Genomic DNA, 14,779 nt, shown 5'->3' with positions numbered 1-14,779 from the left:
CTGACTAAATTGACAACAGCTTCATATTACTTCGGCTCATTCAGCGAGAAAACGCCGCATTCCAATACGATTTTGGCACGTCTGACACTGAGGAACAAATGCTTTTATCAAGCAAACGCTCGGCCTCCGCTACCATAAAGTTCGCATCGGCAACACGAATGTCTTCAGGAACCTGCTGACCATTGGTTAAATAGCCTACTGGTAAGCCATGCTCAATAGCCACGCTGATACTCTCACCTAAACTTAAGCATTCGTCCAGCTTGGTAAAAATGCAACCGGATAAAGGCAAGGTTTTAAACTGCTTAACAGCATCCATCAATACCTGATTCTGTGATGTCGCTGAAAGTACCAGATATGGGCGAATACGCAGTCTTGAATTCTGGATAAGCTGACTTAACTGCTCGCTCAAACGCTTGTCGCGTTGGCCCATGCCGGCCGTATCAATTAAAATTAAGCTCTTCTGGCGCAGTGAAAGTAACGCATCTGCCAGCTCTTGTGCATTTTTAGCAACTTTTACCGGACACCCTATTATACGACCATAGGTTTGTAATTGTTCACTGGCACCAATACGGAAGGTATCCGTGGTAATTAATGCCACCTTATCCGCACCATGGCGCTGAGCGTAACGAGCCGCCAGCTTCGCAATAGTGGTGGTTTTACCCACGCCGGTTGGGCCGACTAAAGCAACCGCACCGCCGCGTGTCAAAATATCGTCGGACGTTGTATTCAACTGACCTTCTAATAAATGCAGGGTCTGTTCCCATGCTTCATCGTCTGAGCCACCTTCGGGAATAAAACAAGCAATCTGGTCCGCAACTCGTTCACTTAAGCCCATAGACATCAAGCGATTCATCAGCATAGCACGGGTCGGCTCTTCGCGATCCATTTCCTGCTTCATCAAGCCACTCAACTGGTGTTCCAATAGTTGACGAATACCGTTTACCTGAGAGCGCAGCTCAGCAATGGCCTGGGAGTCGTCCGCTGCTGGTGCGTTTACTTGTTCGGGAAAAATGTCGTCGCTTAACTGAGTATCGGCGAAAGCTTGTGGCTCTGGCTTTGGTTCTGGTCGTTGTGTGGGCTCAGCAACCGCTTGCGCAGCCGTGCGTTGCGCAGGCTGTTCAGCCTGTGTCTGACGCTGTAACAGTTCCTGCAAAGATTCAGCCGGTACTTCCGGTGTCTTTGATGCGGCCGGCTCATTCGGTGCCTGCTCAGCCATTGGCTGTGCCTGTTGCGCATCTGGATCAATAGCTGCAACCAGCTCAATACCACCATTTACCTTCTTATTAGAAAGGATAATAGCATCCGGACCTAAGGTTTCTTTAACCTGTTGCAAACCACGGCGCATATCTTCGGCAAAAAAGCGTTTAATCTTCACAAGCGACTCCCGTTACTCTTGTGTGGCGGTTTGTTCACCACCGTTTTGTTGTCCACCAATTGAGCTGACAATGCGAATTTGTTTATCATCCGGTACTTCCTGATAGGACAACACTCGCATACCATCGGTAGCGTGACGCGCAAATCGCGCCATGGTTGACCGCAGAAGTCCGGAGGTCAGCAGTACTGAAGGTTCACCATTCATTTCCTGCTGCTGATGCACTTCGCGTAATGACTGTTGCAGGCGTTCGGCCAAACCTGGTTCGATTCCGGCGCCTTGCTGATTTCCGTCATTACCAGCCATTTGCAATGACTGATGCAACATCTGTTCCAACTCTGGTGCCAAAGTTATGACAGGCAGTTCAGCCGCCCCTTCAGCAATATCCTGAACAATTAAACGGCGTAGTGAGATTCTGACCGCAGCCGTTAATACTTCTGGGTCCTGACTACGCCCAGCATACTCAACCAGGGTTTGTACAATGGTGCGCATGTCACGAATCGCAATACCTTCATCCAATAGGTTTTGCAGTACTTTCACAAAATTGCCCAATGACAGCAGATCCGGAATCAGGCCTTCAACCAGCTTAGGATGCGTGCGACCTAAACGATCCAGTAATTCTTGTGCTTCTTCATGACCCAGTAGCTGTGACGCATGGTTTGTCACTATTTGACTTAAATGTGTTGCAACCACAGTTGCCGCATCCACCACGGTATAACCCAGGGTCTGCGCATGCTCTCGTTGTTCCGGACGGATCCAGACCGCATCCAGGCCAAAGGCAGGGTCAGTTGTTTTTTCGCCTTCCAATTCGCCGAAAACCTGACCCGGGTTAATCGCCATTTCCCAGTCATGGCGAATTTCAGCTTCGCCCATAGTCACACCCATTAGGGTAATTCGGTAACTGTTAGGGCCTAAATCCAGGTTGTCTCTGATATGAACAGCTGGCACCAGGAAACCAAATTCCTGTGACTGCTTCTTACGCACGCCTTTTATGCGTGACAGGAGCTCGCCGCCCTGCTGCTTATCGACCAAAGGAATTAAACGATAGCCAACTTCCAGACCAATAGTGTCTACATGGCGCACATCGTCCCAGCTAAGCTCTTTTTGCTGCGCCTGCTGGACTTGCTGCTCCTGTTCTTTCTCTACCAGCTCGCCTTCTTCGACTTTTGACTTTTTAAGCTTAAAGTACGCTGCACCGGCTAGTACCGCTGACATACTCAAGAACGCCAGATGTGGCATACCCGGGATAACACCCATAGCAAAGAGTACCGCACTGGTAATGACCAAAACCTTGGGGTTATCAAGCAGTTGCAGTACAACGGCATCACCCATGTCTTTACTGTCATTTTCGCGAGTAATGATAATGGCGGTAGCAACCGACAGTAATAAAGAGGGGATTTGCGCGACCAGGCCGTCACCAATGGTCAACAGGGTATAAACTTCCACGGCCTCATTAAAGGTCAGGCCGTACTGGATCATACCAATGAGCAGGCCGCCGATAATGTTAATAAAGAGAATAAGGATACCGGCTATGGCGTCCCCTTTTACGAACTTACTGGCACCGTCCATAGAGCCGTAGAAATCGGCTTCACGGGTTACGTCACTGCGTCGGGCTTTGGCTTCTTCCTGATTGATTAAACCCGCGTTCAGGTCGGCATCAATAGCCATCTGTTTACCCGGCATGGCATCAAGGGTAAAACGGGCAGTAACTTCTGAAATACGGCCGGCACCTTTGGTGATAACCACAAAGTTAATAATAACCAGAATGGCAAACACCACCAGACCAACGGTGTAGTTACCGCCTATGACCACGCTACCGAAGGCTTCAATCACTGAGCCCGCCGCGCCGGGGCCGTTATGACCTTCCAGCAAAACAATACGGGTTGAGGCAACGTTAAGGCTTAACCGTAAGACCGTAGCAATAAGCAATACCGTCGGAAACGCAGCGAAATCTAGCGGACGTTGGGTATAAACCGCCACCAGCATAACTACCAGCGACAAGGTAATTGAAAACGAGAACAGAATATCCAGCACCACGGCCGGAATTGGCAGAACTACCATCGCCAGAATGGCCATAATGGCCACAGGCGTTCCGAATCCTTTAATCAGATGCGCGTTGTTCTGCGTGAAATTTCTTAAACCTACTAACTTTTCGGCACCGCCCGCCATACGTCTTCCTGTTGCGTCAAAAAGTTGAACCTGCGGTGCTTCATTCAAGAATCGAGCCAGCTTTTTAAATATTTTCTGACTCGTTGATACGTTTTGGCCTACAGATATTTATCGTCTGGCAGCTACACTCTCTGCTCTTTAACAAAAAGGTTATTACCGTGCGTGGTTATTCCCTCGTTGAAATGCTTATTGCACTGACAATTAGCGCTGGCTTAGGTGCGTTATCAATGCCGTTATTGAGTCAACAAATGGAGACCTTACTGTTGCAGCAGGCCAGTAATCGCTGGTTGTTGTATTTGCATCAAGTAAAAGCAAAGGCACAGAAGGAACAGCGCTCAATAGTTGCTGAACTGGTACCTCTTGACGCTCGCTCCAGTGTTTTTAAAGCAATGACAGAATCGACGTACAGCGCAGCAAGTCCACTCAAGTTCTACGGTAACTCCGGTGCGGCTGTACCTGGGCATGTCCGGATTGTAAGCGGTGACAGAATGATAAAAGTAATTATAAGCAGCAAAGGTCGCATTCGCTCTTGCGTTAGCCTTGGCTCGCCATTGCCCGGAACCTCATTATGCTAGTTAGTAAAAGTAATGGCTATAGCTTGGTTGAAGTACTCATTGCTGCTGCACTTGGTTCTATTATTGTGATCACCACTCAGCAAATAATGCAGTGGCAAAAAGGCGCTCAGTTTCGTGCGGTGTCGAGTGCACAATTTATTCTGGGTGGGCAAGCCGTTTCTTATCAGTTCTTTGAAAGCCTGAATCAGACAATCGCGAGCAGTGTGCAAAATCCACAAAGCAATTGCTTTATTTTCCCTACCCAAAGCGGCGGGTCGGTTGGCTTTCGGGTCAGGAACTCCCAGTTACAGCATAACCCTATGACACTGGACTGTTCAGGGTATGGTTGGCAGTCACTGACCGACAAAACACAGTTTGAGGTTCAGGAGTTAATGGTTGAAACCAGTGTTCCGTCAGTGTCTGACGGCGCCTCAAAGCTGTTTATTACACTGATTATTTCACGGGTCACTAAAAACGGCGTGCAAGAGCAACCGTTTAAACGAAGCATAACGATATTTTCTTAGCCCTTTGCTTTTAACCACAGAGAAGGATGTTCACAATGCAAGCGAAAGGATTCGCGTTAATACTCACCTTAGTAACACTCATTAGTCTAAGCTCCGCAAGCGTCGCCGCCCTGTTTTTCTACGCGCAAATGCTGGAAGCTCAGCAAGAGCATCAGTGGCAAGTACTTTCTGGCCAGTTAGAAGCCGATTTTAACCGACAGAAAGAACATTATGAGTCAGCGCAAAAGTAAAGGTTTTTCCCTGACCGAAACCTTGGTTGCTTCTGCAATAGTCGCTATTTGGGCTGTCAGTAGTCAGCAGCTGCTTCAGATTGGGTTAGGCGCTATTGAAAAAGCAAAGCGCAAAGCCCAGGCCGTCGAAGTTTTGAATCGCTATATACAAGACACCCATATTGACTGGTTAAATGGCTCTTCCCCATCACCTGAAGTCATTTCGAACGGTTTTATTATCCATTCAGATGTTAATTCAATAGACGAAAACAACGCTTCTATGGGTGTTGAAATAACCTGGGGAGAAAAAAATAGGTATTTATTGAAAATCTGGTTGTCTCGATAAAATTAGCAATAACTTAAGTATCAGCTTTGCAAAGACTTCCCAATTGCTTGCGCGTGAAAAAGTGAGAAGGAGCGACACGTTAAAACGCATCGCTCGTGCGCTAGATATTAGCGCTATGCTGCCGGGTGCGGCCTTAGCTCTGGAGGAATTGAGAAAGTGATATTTTCCTCACGGCCACTGAGTTCAATGGCGGTCTTACCACCCCATTCCTGCAGTTTAGCAATAACCTCTTTCACCAACACTTCTGGTGCAGAAGCGCCAGCGGTTACCGCAACTTTATCGTGACCTTCTAACCAGGCTTTGTCGATGCAACTGGCATCATCAATTAGATAAGCCGGAGTTCCCATTTTCTCTGAAAGCTCGCGTAAGCGGTTTGAGTTTGAGCTATTGCGTGCGCCCACAACTAACATAACATCGGCATCACTGGCTAATTCACGCACCGCATCCTGCCTGTTTTGGGTGGCGTAGCAGATGTCGTCCTTACGTGGACCATTAATGTCAGGAAACTTCTGACGCAAAGCCTCAATAACATCGGCGGTGTCATCAACCGACAAGGTTGTCTGACTCATATAATGGAGGTTTTTCGAGTCTTTCACTTCCAGTTTATTCACGTCTTCAGGCGACTCAACTAAGTAGATACCACCATCGGCGTTCTTATACTGACCCATGGTGCCTTCAACTTCCGGGTGTCCCGCATGGCCAATGAGTGCACATTCATGTCCCTTTCGACTGGCACGCGTCACTTCCATATGAACCTTGGTTACCAATGGACAAGTGGCATCAAACACCCTCAAACCGCGATCTTTGGCTTCTTGTCTGACCGCCTGAGAAACGCCATGGGCGCTAAAAATAACGATTTGGTCGTCCGGCACTTCGTGCAACTCTTCCACAAATACCGCACCGGCATCGCGCAGCTTGCTGACGACATACTTGTTGTGAACCACTTCGTGACGCACATAAATCGGCGGCTCGAATATTTCCAGGGCCCGCTCGACGATAGTAATAGCGCGATCAACTCCGGCACAAAAGCCACGTGGGTTCGCCAACAAAATCTGCATCATTTCCTCCTGCGCTCAGCCCGCTTGTTTAACCAGTCACGGCTCAACGCTGATAATTTCTACTTCAAAAATCACCGTTTGTCCGGCTAACGGATGATTAAAATCGATGGTCACTGTTGGACCTTCAATTTTACGAACAATTCCCGGTAAATCGGTACCATCAGGTTGAGTAAACGCCAAAATAGCGCCAACTTCCGGTTTTGTTTCGTCGCTAAACTTTGCCGAGTCGACATAGTAGTAGTTGTCCGGGTTGGGTTCGCCAAAAGCGTCTTTGGGCTCTAATGTGAATTCACGCTCGGCGCCTTCACGCAGGCCTACCAGACAAGCTTCAAAGTTTTCCGTCAGGCTGCCATCGCCCATACGAAACTTCGCTGGCTTGCCAGACATTTTGGTGCTGTCCGCAACCGAACCATCGGCAAGTTTAATGGTAAAGTGCATAACCACTTCACGTCCGTGCTCAATAGGTAAACGACTCAAACGAAACTCCTTACTGCTTGTGACCGTCTTCAGCTTTATCCCGACGGTTATCAAAAAAAGCTTCCAGCAACATGAGTGCAGCACCAATAGTAATAGCCATGTCCGCTACGTTAAAGGCCGGCCAATGCCACCCCTGATAGTGCACATCAAAAAAGTCGATGACATAGCCGTACATTAAACGGTCAGCTACATTACCAATAGCCCCTGCCAGAATCAGCGAAAAGGCCAGGTTCTGGCGCCACAAGCCTACCGGGTTACGACGCATCCAGATAAGCAAAACAGCACTAATAGCAATAGCGATAACGGTGAAGAACCAACGCTGCCAACCACCACCGTCACTTAAAAAGCTAAATGCGGCACCATAGTTGTGCACGTAGGTGAAGTTAAATAAGCCTTCAATAACAACCCGGCTTTCGTAAAGCTCAAATTCACCTGCAACCCAAATCTTCGTAATTTGATCAACAACCACCAGCAACAAGGTTAGCCACAAAAAACGTAGCCCGGTTGCACGGTTAGTCTGGTTAGCAAAATCAGGCAAAACGACGCTCCTCACCTTCACCTTCAATATTAGTTACACAACGCTGGCATAAATCGGCATGGCTCTCTAATGTGCCAACCTCTTGGCGATGATGCCAGCAACGCTCGCACTTCTTGTATTCCGACTTCGTCACACTAACCGCCAACGGCATTTTTTCAGCTTTAACTGCGTCGTCAGGTGCATCATTAATAGAAGCCACTTGCGCTTCTGATGTCAGCAGTGCAAAACGCAGTTCTTCACCTAAACGGTTCAGAGAGGTCGCCAGCTTGTCATCAGCATACAAGGTCACTTCGGCCTGTAATGAACCACCAATAACCTCGTTACGGCGTGACTGCTCCAATGCCTGATTAACCACGTCACGAATTTCCAGCAACTGCATCCAGAAAGCGTTTTCATCGTCTTTCACACCGGCAAATTTATCAAAGCCCTGATACCAGTTTTCGGTAAAGACATACTGACTGCGCTCGTTCGGCAGCAAGTCCCAAATTTCCTGAGCAGTAAAGCTACAAATTGGCGCCATCCAGCGCACCAGTGCCTCAGCAATATGATACAGCGCTGTCTGGCAAGAACGACGAGCCAGTCCTTCCGACTTTGCGGTGTACTGACGGTCTTTAATGATGTCCAGATAGAAACTGCCCAGTTCAATTGAGCAAAAATGCATAAGCTTCTGCACTACGCTATGGAACTGATAGTTGTCGTAGGCTTCCAGCAGTTCTTTCTGCAAGTCCGCGGCCCGACCCACAATCCAGCGGTCCAGTTCAACCATATCTTCTCTGGCAACTAAGTCCGTTTTAGGGTCAAAACCGGTTAAGTTCGCTAATAAAAAGCGCGACGTATTACGAATGCGACGATACGCATCCGCAGAGCGTTTAAGGATTTCATCAGAAACCGTCATTTCGCCGGAATAATCTGCTGATGCAACCCATAAGCGCAGAATATCGCCACCCAGCTTATTCATCACGTCCTGCGGAGCAACTACGTTCCCGATAGACTTCGACATCTTGCGGCCCTGTGCATCCACAGTAAAGCCGTGAGTCAGAACCTGGTGATACGGCGCTTCGTTATACATAGCCACACCAGTGACCAGCGAGCTCTGGAACCAGCCCCTGTGTTGATCCGAACCTTCTAAATATAAGTCAGCGGGCCAGCGCAGGCCATCAAACTCACGCAGTACGCAGTGATGCGTAACACCCGAGTCAAACCAGACATCTAACGTGTCGGTTACTTTGCGGTATTTGTCAGCTTCATCGCCCAGCAGCGTTTCCGGCTCTAAATCAAACCACGCCTGAACACCTTCTTTTTCAATAAGCTGAGCGACCTTTTCCATCAGCTCCAGCGTGTTTGGATGAAGCTCATCGGTCTCGCGATTGACGAAAATAGCAATGGGGTTACCCCAGGTGCGTTGACGTGAAATACACCAGTCCGGGCGCCCTTCTACCATAGATTCAATGCGGCTTTGTCCCCACTCAGGGAACCAGCCCACTTTTTTGATTTGATCTAACGCACCGGCACGCAAACCTTTCTTGTCCATGCTGATAAACCATTGCGGCGTTGCACGGAAAATAATTGGCGTTTTGTGGCGCCAGCAATGCGGGTATGAGTGACGGTAGCTTTCTGCATGCATCAAGTTACCGACCTCACGGAGCTTGTCGACAATAGGCTCGTTTGCTTTAAATACATGCTGCCCGGCAAACAGTGGCGTATCGTCTTTGTACACACCGTTATCACCAACCGGGTTATAAACTTCAATACCGTAACGTTGGCCTACCAGAAAGTCATCGACACCATGCCCTGGCGCTGTATGCACACAACCGGTACCACTTTCAGTCGTTACGTGGTCGCCCAGTATTACCGGCACCTGCAACTCAAACAACGGATGCTGTAGCTGCAGACCTTCTAAGTCTTTACCTTTGCAGAAGCCCAGTTTGTGGTAGTGGGTAATATTCCAGCGCTCCATGCAGTCGTTAACCAAATCATCAGCAAGAATTACTCGCTCTGCAGGCTGGTCATCGCCGGCTTCAATCTGCACTAACGTATACTCAAGCCCTTCTGCCAGAGTAACAGCGCGGTTAGCAGGAATGGTCCACGGAGTCGTGGTCCAGATAACCATGCTGACATCGCCTTCACCGACATGCCCTTCCGGCGTGCTGAAACGTTCGACGGTTTCCGCCGTTGCTGCAACCGGTAAACGCACATCAATAGCCGGTGAGTTTTTGTCCTGATATTCCACTTCCGCTTCAGCCAGCGCTGAGCCACAGTCTGTACACCAGTGAACCGGCTTAAAGCCCTGGTGCAAATGACCATTATCAATGATTTTTGCCAAAGCCCTAACACTGTCCGCTTCCTGCTTAAAATTCATGGTCAGGTAAGGGTTATCCCAGTCACCTAAAACGCCCAGACGTTTAAAGTCTGTGCGTTGCTGATCAATTTGGGTCATGGCATATTCGCGACATTTTTCACGAAATTCTGCCAGGTTTAATTTTTTACCCGGCTTACCGTGCTTTTTTTCTACCTGCAACTCAATGGGCAGACCATGGCAGTCCCAGCCCGGTACATAAGGCGCATCAAAGCCGCTTAAGGTTTTTGCCTTAACAATAACGTCTTTTAAAATTTTATTTACGGCGTGACCAATGTGAATTTGCCCGTTCGCATACGGAGGGCCGTCGTGCAGAATAAATTTAGGCTTGCCCGCTTTAGCTTGACGAATTTGACCGTACAGGTCAGCCTCATACCACTGCTCCAGCATTTTTGGCTCGCGCTGAGCCAGGTTACCGCGCATAGGGAACGCTGTGTCTGGCAAGTTTAAGGTGTGTTTGTAATCACTCATGGGTCACTGTTTCCATTTCCGCATAGTTACTGACTCCGGCACGCTAATGCATCACGTGCGCGGGCGGCATCTTTTTCAATTTGTTCTTGTAAGTGCTGTAACGACGCAAACCGTTGCTCGTTACGCAATTTGGCCACTGGCGTGACCGTCATCTGCTGACCGTACAGATTGCCTGAAAACTCAAACAAATGCACCTCCAGCTGTACTTCGTCGCCATTTAATGTTGGCCGGGTTCCTAAGTTAGCGACACCGGAATAGGTTTTTCCGCCCTTACCAAGTTGAGCGGTTACCGCGAAAACCCCGTGTAGCGGGCTTTTTAAGCGCTTTAGCGGCACGTTAGCGGTAGGAAAACCAATAGTTCGACCATTCTTTCGCCCGTGTACGACTTTCCCGCACATTTGATAAGGCCGGCCCAGCATTTGTTCCGCCAGATCAAAGTCGCCTTGCTCTAATGCCTGGCGTATGGCGGTGCTGCTTACGCGCTGTTGCTGCTGGCGATAACTGCGCGTGTCCACCACTTCAAAACCCAGCTCTTTACCGGCATTTTGCAGCAACTCAAAGTCGCCTTCACGTTTATAGCCAAAACGAAAATCGTCGCCTACCACCAGAAACTTAACACCCAGCTTGCCAACCAAAGTCTGCTCAATAAACTCACGAGCCGGCTGACTGGCAAACTTCTTATTAAATTCAATGACAATATGTCGGTCGACATTTTGAGCCTGTAGAGCGAGATACTTTTCACGCCAATTGGTTAGCCGTGCAGGGGCTTTTTCAGGTTGAAAAAGCTCTTGCGGTTGCGGCTCAAAGGTCATTACCGCTGAAGGGACACCCAGCTGCTGCGCTTTTTCACGGACCTGACTCAATACCGCCTGATGGCCCAGATGAACACCATCAAAGTTACCGATGGTCAACACACAGCCGTTATGCTCAGCTCTTAGGTTATGAGTACCGCGAATCAGTTCCATGCCCGCACAATCTTAATGTTTTCCGGAAAAGACGCGATTATAACTGATACTGAAGCGATAATCAGTACTCGCGCGCACGGAAATGTCGTGGCCTCATCCCCGTTATTACAAGCACAGCAATATAAATCAGCGCGCCGAACCCAATCACCTGCGCCAAAAGCCAGGGTCGCTCAACTAGAGAGCTGGTCCGCCAGGTAGCAATATCCGGACTTAACCAGAGCACACCCGCTATCATCGCCGTGGTGGCAAACAGTACCTGGAGTATAAAGCGTCCGGTTCCCGGTTGCTTTTTCAGCACGCCTTCGCGCCATAAAGTAACGCCCAATAAACCTGCGTTAATAGCCGCAGAGGCTGCCGTTGCCAGGGCTAATCCGACATAACTAAAAGGAATGGCCAAAGCAATGTTAAACACCATGTTTGCCGCCATAGCAATAATACCGTACTTGACCGGTCGCTTAGTATCCTGCCGGGAGTAGAAGCCCGTTGCCAGAACCTTTACCAACATAAAGCTCAGTAAGCCGGTGGAATAGGCCATAAGACTGTAAGACGCCATGCGTGCGTCGTCCGGGCTGAAGGCGCCGTGCATGAACAACACCATAAGCATGGGCTCTGCTAATACAAAAAGCCCCGCCATGGCCGGTACACCCAGCAACAGCACCATACGAATGCCCCAGTCGAGCGTGGAACTGAAGTTTTCTTTTGACTGGTCCACGTGCCGTGAAGAAAGCGCCGGCAGAATAACCGTAGCAATGGCAATGCCAAACAGACCCAGCGGAAACTCCAGCAAGCGGTCGGAGTAATAAAGCCAGCTAATGGAGCCTGTCATTAAGAAGCTGGCAATGAGGGTATCCAGCAGCAAATTAATTTGGCTAACCGATACACCAAAGATAGCCGGTAACATCAGTTTGCGAATTTTGGTTACGCCTGGATCTTTCCAGCCCCATTGGGGCTTAACCAGCAACCCGGCTTTTTTAAGAAACGGCAACTGAAATAAAAGCTGAATCAAGCCACCAAAAAATACGCCCCAAGCCAGTCCGTATTCTGGTTGCTCCAGTTGCGGCGCCAACCAGATAGCCGCCGCAATAATGGCGACATTCAGAAAGACTGGGGTGAAAGCCGCCACCGCAAACTTGCCCAGCGTATTAAGTATGGCACCGGCCATGGCGGTAAAACTAATAAACCATAAGTAGGGAAAAGTAATGCGGAGTAAGTCACTGGCTAGCACGAATTTGTCTCCTTGCGGACCATCATTCCACCAGTCTAAAAACCAACCCATACCAAAAAGCGCAGCGACCACCGGAGACGCAACCACACCGAATAGGGTTACCACAGTAACAATGGTGCCTAAAGTGCCCGAAACTCGGGCAATCAGCAGTTGCTGTTCAGGTAGTTCTTTCCCTTGCTTGTATTCAGTCAATACCGGCACAAACGCCTGCGCGAAAGCGCCTTCGGCAAAAAGCCGGCGTAAAAAATTAGGGATTTTATTCGCGAAGAAGAAAACATCCGCTGCAGCACCAGCCCCCATCAGGTTGGCAATGACCACATCGCGCACCAAACCCAATACGCGCGATATAAGAGTCATAGCACTGACGATAAATCCTGAACGGAGCAAAGCTTTTGACAAGAGAGATCCTTTCGGCTGACAGCTAAGTTTCTGTTTTTGATTGTAACTGAGACCAATGGTGGATGCTATTTTATCAAAACCTGACTTAAAGCGGTGAGTTTTTCCCTTTTCGCTGTTGACTTTTACAGCAGAAAAGGCATAATCTGCGGCCTTTATAAGAGAAGCGTTCTGTTAATGAATTTAGGAGTTCACCTTGGCTAACATTAAGTCTGCTAAAAAGCGTGCGATTCAGGCCGAGAAAAATCGCCGCCACAATGCAAGCCGTCGTTCAATGATGCGTACTTACCTTAAACGTGTAATCGCAGCTATTGAAAAGAAAGACAAAGATGCAGCAAACACTGCAATGAAAGACGTAACCCCAATGCTGGACAGTTACGCAACTAAAGGTCTTATCAGCAAAAACAAAGCGGCACGTCATAAAAGCCGTTTGAATGCTAAGATCAAAGCACTGTAAGAAGAATTACTGACCTGGGCTTAGGCGCAGGGAAAGAAAAACCGGCTTTTGAGCCGGTTTTTTTGTGTCTAATGTTTATTTGGTAAGGCTTCCATTAGCTCCCCCACCTTTGTACGCACTTTATTGTCTCTTAACTGCAAGGCTAAGTTCAGGTTATTGACAAGCTCTGCGTGCTCCGCTAACTGCTTCGGAATTTTCTCATAGCTGGCCAACCACTCAGCCACTTCACTCCATTGCCATAATGGCTGTTTACCTGTTAAACGATATAAAGGCGATGGAAAATCACCACTCCCTCTCTTACCCTCTTTTAACAAAGAAATAGACTGCTTAGTTAAGTCGCTTCGCTCCGCAATATCACTAATACCGACGTAACCACCTGCATCAACTGCTGTTACTCGACAGTCGCTCAATGATTCCACCTGTTGAATGGCCGACAGCACCGCGTCCTGAAAGCTTTTCGCTTCCCGGTCGAACTGCAAATAAACTGTTGAGCCATAGAAGCACACCAATGCATCATCACAACCCGCGCTATAAAGCTTGTCTTCCAACAGCGGAGTGCGGTTGGAAATACCACCTAAGACAAGAGAAAAATTGTAGGTGTTCATTTAGTTAACTCCTCGCAGGCAATGACTTGTCGAACTATTTGCTTGGCGTGGTTATATGGGTTTCGTGGCGTTGACCAAACACTAATTTGGTGTTGCCGATGCCCCTTCCCACACTTTAAGCGCCCAAAAGCATGACCTTTACTCAGCTTAAACGTCCAGCCATAGACTAAAGCGAAGTCAATGGCTGCCTGAATTTCCTTATTCGGGTGTTTTTTGATACCAGACTCCATATTAATCAACCGTTGACAATTGTCAACAGTCTAAAAACAGTTAATAGTCTAGTTCACATTCAATGAGTGGGGAGTAAATTGTGAAATGGCTTATGTCTATATGGGACTATTTGGTATAAGCCTTAACGCCTTTCTTACTTTTGCCTATTTTGGTAATAGCTGCGCTGGTTTCTTCAAAGACTTTTTCTAGCTCTGGTTGTACTTCATTGAGGTAGTCGTCGACTGCGGCAACAGCAGTAACCCACTCACGAGATTCCGTCCAACCATCAGGTAGCTGTTCTAGAAAAGAAAGTATTTTAGATAGAGTATCGGCAGCAGACTCATACTCTGAGTCTGCTACTTGTTGTTTTAGCTGCTCATAGAGCGCACTTAACTGCTCAGGTGAACGGTTCTCTTCGGACATTAAGCACCGGCGGCCTGCTGCATTTGGTTCATCGCAACGTCACGCTGGTCGACAGGAATTTGGTCCCAAGCGCCTTTAATGTCAATCATTAAGCGTGCGACTTCGTCGATAGCCTCGATGTCCATGTCTATGGATGCATCCGCAATACGCGTGCTCATGTACATGTATAGCTCTCGTAGATTGCCGGTCGCTTCAGCGCCCGCAGTATCATCCAGGCTGTAGCGTAGTGAATCAACAATCGCCTGCGCTTTACTCAAGTGATGGCTCTTTTTCTCAAGATCTTTACGCTGAATCGCTCCTTTGGCGTAATTCAGGTTCTCTAACACACCCGCCATCAGCATTTGTACTAGCTGATAAGGGTCTGCACCCGCAACACGGGTTTCTAGTGAGCCTTTAGTATAGCCTTTAAGCTTCATATTCATAC

17 protein-coding genes are annotated in these 14,779 nt (G+C 48.4%); 5 read left to right on the top strand and 12 right to left on the bottom strand.

The genetic code is table 11. From position 1 onward, the window contains the following. Positions 1-40 precede the first annotated feature (40 nt). A complete protein-coding gene (gene flhF, locus BM359_RS00165; protein ID WP_054486783.1) occupies positions 41-1,375 on the bottom strand; it encodes a flagellar biosynthesis GTPase FlhF in 1,335 nt (444 codons plus the stop codon). A gap of 12 nt (positions 1,376-1,387) precedes the next feature. Further along, positions 1,388-3,541: a flagellar biosynthesis protein FlhA gene (gene flhA, locus BM359_RS00160; protein ID WP_054486781.1), complete on the bottom strand. Its 2,154-nt coding sequence runs from the start codon at positions 3,539-3,541 to the stop codon at positions 1,388-1,390. 158 nt (positions 3,542-3,699) lie between these two features. Between flhA and BM359_RS00155 the strand changes: the two genes are divergently transcribed. From BM359_RS00155 to BM359_RS00140, 4 genes are read left to right on the top strand one after another with little or no spacing between them, the layout of a single operon-like run. Next, positions 3,700-4,116 (top strand): prepilin-type N-terminal cleavage/methylation domain-containing protein, encoded by a 417-nt coding sequence (locus tag BM359_RS00155; protein ID WP_054486779.1) that lies wholly within the window; start codon positions 3,700-3,702, stop codon positions 4,114-4,116. Then, on the top strand, positions 4,110-4,619 hold the full coding sequence (locus BM359_RS00150) for a prepilin-type N-terminal cleavage/methylation domain-containing protein (protein WP_054486777.1): 510 nt from the start codon (positions 4,110-4,112) through the stop codon (positions 4,617-4,619). The genes BM359_RS00155 and BM359_RS00150 overlap by 7 nt, the downstream gene beginning before the upstream one ends. 35 nt (positions 4,620-4,654) lie before the next feature. Further along, positions 4,655-4,849, top strand: coding sequence for a hypothetical protein (locus BM359_RS00145; protein WP_054486775.1), 195 nt, complete (start codon positions 4,655-4,657; stop codon positions 4,847-4,849). After that, positions 4,830-5,174: a PulJ/GspJ family protein gene (locus BM359_RS00140; protein ID WP_054486773.1), complete on the top strand. Its 345-nt coding sequence runs from the start codon at positions 4,830-4,832 to the stop codon at positions 5,172-5,174. The genes BM359_RS00145 and BM359_RS00140 overlap by 20 nt, the downstream gene beginning before the upstream one ends. A gap of 113 nt (positions 5,175-5,287) precedes the next feature. On the opposite strand, the gene ispH is transcribed toward BM359_RS00140, so the two are convergent. The 6 genes from ispH to murJ form a co-directional block, all read right to left on the bottom strand. Further along, positions 5,288-6,232 (bottom strand): 4-hydroxy-3-methylbut-2-enyl diphosphate reductase, encoded by a 945-nt coding sequence (gene ispH / locus BM359_RS00135; protein ID WP_054486770.1) that lies wholly within the window; start codon positions 6,230-6,232, stop codon positions 5,288-5,290. A 36-nt stretch (positions 6,233-6,268) separates the two neighbouring features. Next, the gene (gene fkpB / locus BM359_RS00130; protein WP_054486769.1) at positions 6,269-6,709 is read right to left on the bottom strand and encodes an FKBP-type peptidyl-prolyl cis-trans isomerase; all 441 of its coding nucleotides are present in this window, start codon (positions 6,707-6,709) and stop codon (positions 6,269-6,271) included. 10 nt (positions 6,710-6,719) lie between these two features. After that, positions 6,720-7,247, bottom strand: coding sequence for a signal peptidase II (lspA, locus tag BM359_RS00125; RefSeq protein ID WP_054486767.1), 528 nt, complete (start codon positions 7,245-7,247; stop codon positions 6,720-6,722). After that, entirely contained in the window at positions 7,240-10,074 is a 2,835-nt protein-coding gene (gene ileS, locus BM359_RS00120) for an isoleucine--tRNA ligase (RefSeq protein ID WP_054486766.1), read from the bottom strand. Before ileS ends, lspA begins: the two co-directional genes overlap by 8 nt. 26 nt (positions 10,075-10,100) lie before the next feature. Further along, on the bottom strand, positions 10,101-11,039 hold the full coding sequence (gene ribF, locus BM359_RS00115) for a bifunctional riboflavin kinase/FAD synthetase (RefSeq protein ID WP_054486764.1): 939 nt from the start codon (positions 11,037-11,039) through the stop codon (positions 10,101-10,103). A 61-nt stretch (positions 11,040-11,100) separates the two neighbouring features. After that, positions 11,101-12,663 carry a murein biosynthesis integral membrane protein MurJ gene (gene murJ / locus BM359_RS00110; RefSeq protein WP_054486762.1) on the bottom strand — a complete coding sequence of 521 codons (1,563 nt, stop codon included), beginning with the start codon at positions 12,661-12,663 and terminating at the stop codon, positions 11,101-11,103. A 193-nt stretch (positions 12,664-12,856) separates the two neighbouring features. On the opposite strand from murJ, the gene rpsT reads away from it, so the two are divergent. Then, complete coding sequence (rpsT, locus tag BM359_RS00105) at positions 12,857-13,117, top strand: 30S ribosomal protein S20 (protein ID WP_054486760.1); 261 nt, start codon at positions 12,857-12,859, stop codon at positions 13,115-13,117. Positions 13,118-13,185: 68 nt separating this feature from the next. Here the strand turns inward: rpsT and BM359_RS00100 are convergent, their stop codons facing one another. From BM359_RS00100 to fliS, 4 genes are all read right to left on the bottom strand, one after another. Further along, positions 13,186-13,722: a helix-turn-helix transcriptional regulator gene (locus BM359_RS00100; RefSeq protein WP_054486758.1), complete on the bottom strand. Its 537-nt coding sequence runs from the start codon at positions 13,720-13,722 to the stop codon at positions 13,186-13,188. Beyond that, positions 13,719-13,952 carry a hypothetical protein gene (locus tag BM359_RS00095; RefSeq protein ID WP_200795856.1) on the bottom strand — a complete coding sequence of 78 codons (234 nt, stop codon included), beginning with the start codon at positions 13,950-13,952 and terminating at the stop codon, positions 13,719-13,721. Before BM359_RS00095 ends, BM359_RS00100 begins: the two co-directional genes overlap by 4 nt. Before the next feature lie 106 nt (positions 13,953-14,058). Beyond that, the gene (locus BM359_RS00090) at positions 14,059-14,355 is read right to left on the bottom strand and encodes a hypothetical protein (protein WP_054486756.1); all 297 of its coding nucleotides are present in this window, start codon (positions 14,353-14,355) and stop codon (positions 14,059-14,061) included. Then, a complete protein-coding gene (gene fliS, locus BM359_RS00085; RefSeq protein ID WP_054486754.1) occupies positions 14,355-14,777 on the bottom strand; it encodes a flagellar export chaperone FliS in 423 nt (140 codons plus the stop codon). Before fliS ends, BM359_RS00090 begins: the two co-directional genes overlap by 1 nt. Positions 14,778-14,779: the final 2 nt, after the last annotated feature.

The organism is Idiomarina abyssalis, from assembly GCF_900116625.1.
Classification (GTDB): Bacteria; Pseudomonadota; Gammaproteobacteria; order Enterobacterales; family Alteromonadaceae; genus Idiomarina; species Idiomarina abyssalis.
The sequence above is the reverse complement of the archived record's forward strand: the minus strand, read 5'-3'. Positions and strand labels throughout refer to the sequence as shown.

Excerpts from the sequence above, each read along its gene's own strand:
- ileS (WP_054486766.1), bottom strand. The coding sequence starts at position 10,074 with ATGAGTGATTACAAACACACCTTAAACTTGCCAGACACAGCGTTCCCT.
- BM359_RS00145 (WP_054486775.1), top strand. The coding sequence starts at position 4,655 with ATGCAAGCGAAAGGATTCGCGTTAATACTCACCTTAGTAACACTCATT.
- fliS (WP_054486754.1), bottom strand. The coding sequence starts at position 14,777 with ATGAATATGAAGCTTAAAGGCTATACTAAAGGCTCACTAGAAACCCGT.
- ispH (WP_054486770.1), bottom strand. The coding sequence starts at position 6,232 with ATGCAGATTTTGTTGGCGAACCCACGTGGCTTTTGTGCCGGAGTTGAT.
- ribF (WP_054486764.1), bottom strand. The coding sequence starts at position 11,039 with ATGGAACTGATTCGCGGTACTCATAACCTAAGAGCTGAGCATAACGGC.
- BM359_RS00090 (WP_054486756.1), bottom strand. The coding sequence starts at position 14,355 with ATGTCCGAAGAGAACCGTTCACCTGAGCAGTTAAGTGCGCTCTATGAG.
- BM359_RS00095 (WP_200795856.1), bottom strand. The coding sequence starts at position 13,952 with ATGGAGTCTGGTATCAAAAAACACCCGAATAAGGAAATTCAGGCAGCC.
- BM359_RS00140 (WP_054486773.1), top strand. The coding sequence starts at position 4,830 with ATGAGTCAGCGCAAAAGTAAAGGTTTTTCCCTGACCGAAACCTTGGTT.
- flhA (WP_054486781.1), bottom strand. The coding sequence starts at position 3,541 with ATGGCGGGCGGTGCCGAAAAGTTAGTAGGTTTAAGAAATTTCACGCAG.
- BM359_RS00100 (WP_054486758.1), bottom strand. The coding sequence starts at position 13,722 with ATGAACACCTACAATTTTTCTCTTGTCTTAGGTGGTATTTCCAACCGC.
- BM359_RS00150 (WP_054486777.1), top strand. The coding sequence starts at position 4,110 with ATGCTAGTTAGTAAAAGTAATGGCTATAGCTTGGTTGAAGTACTCATT.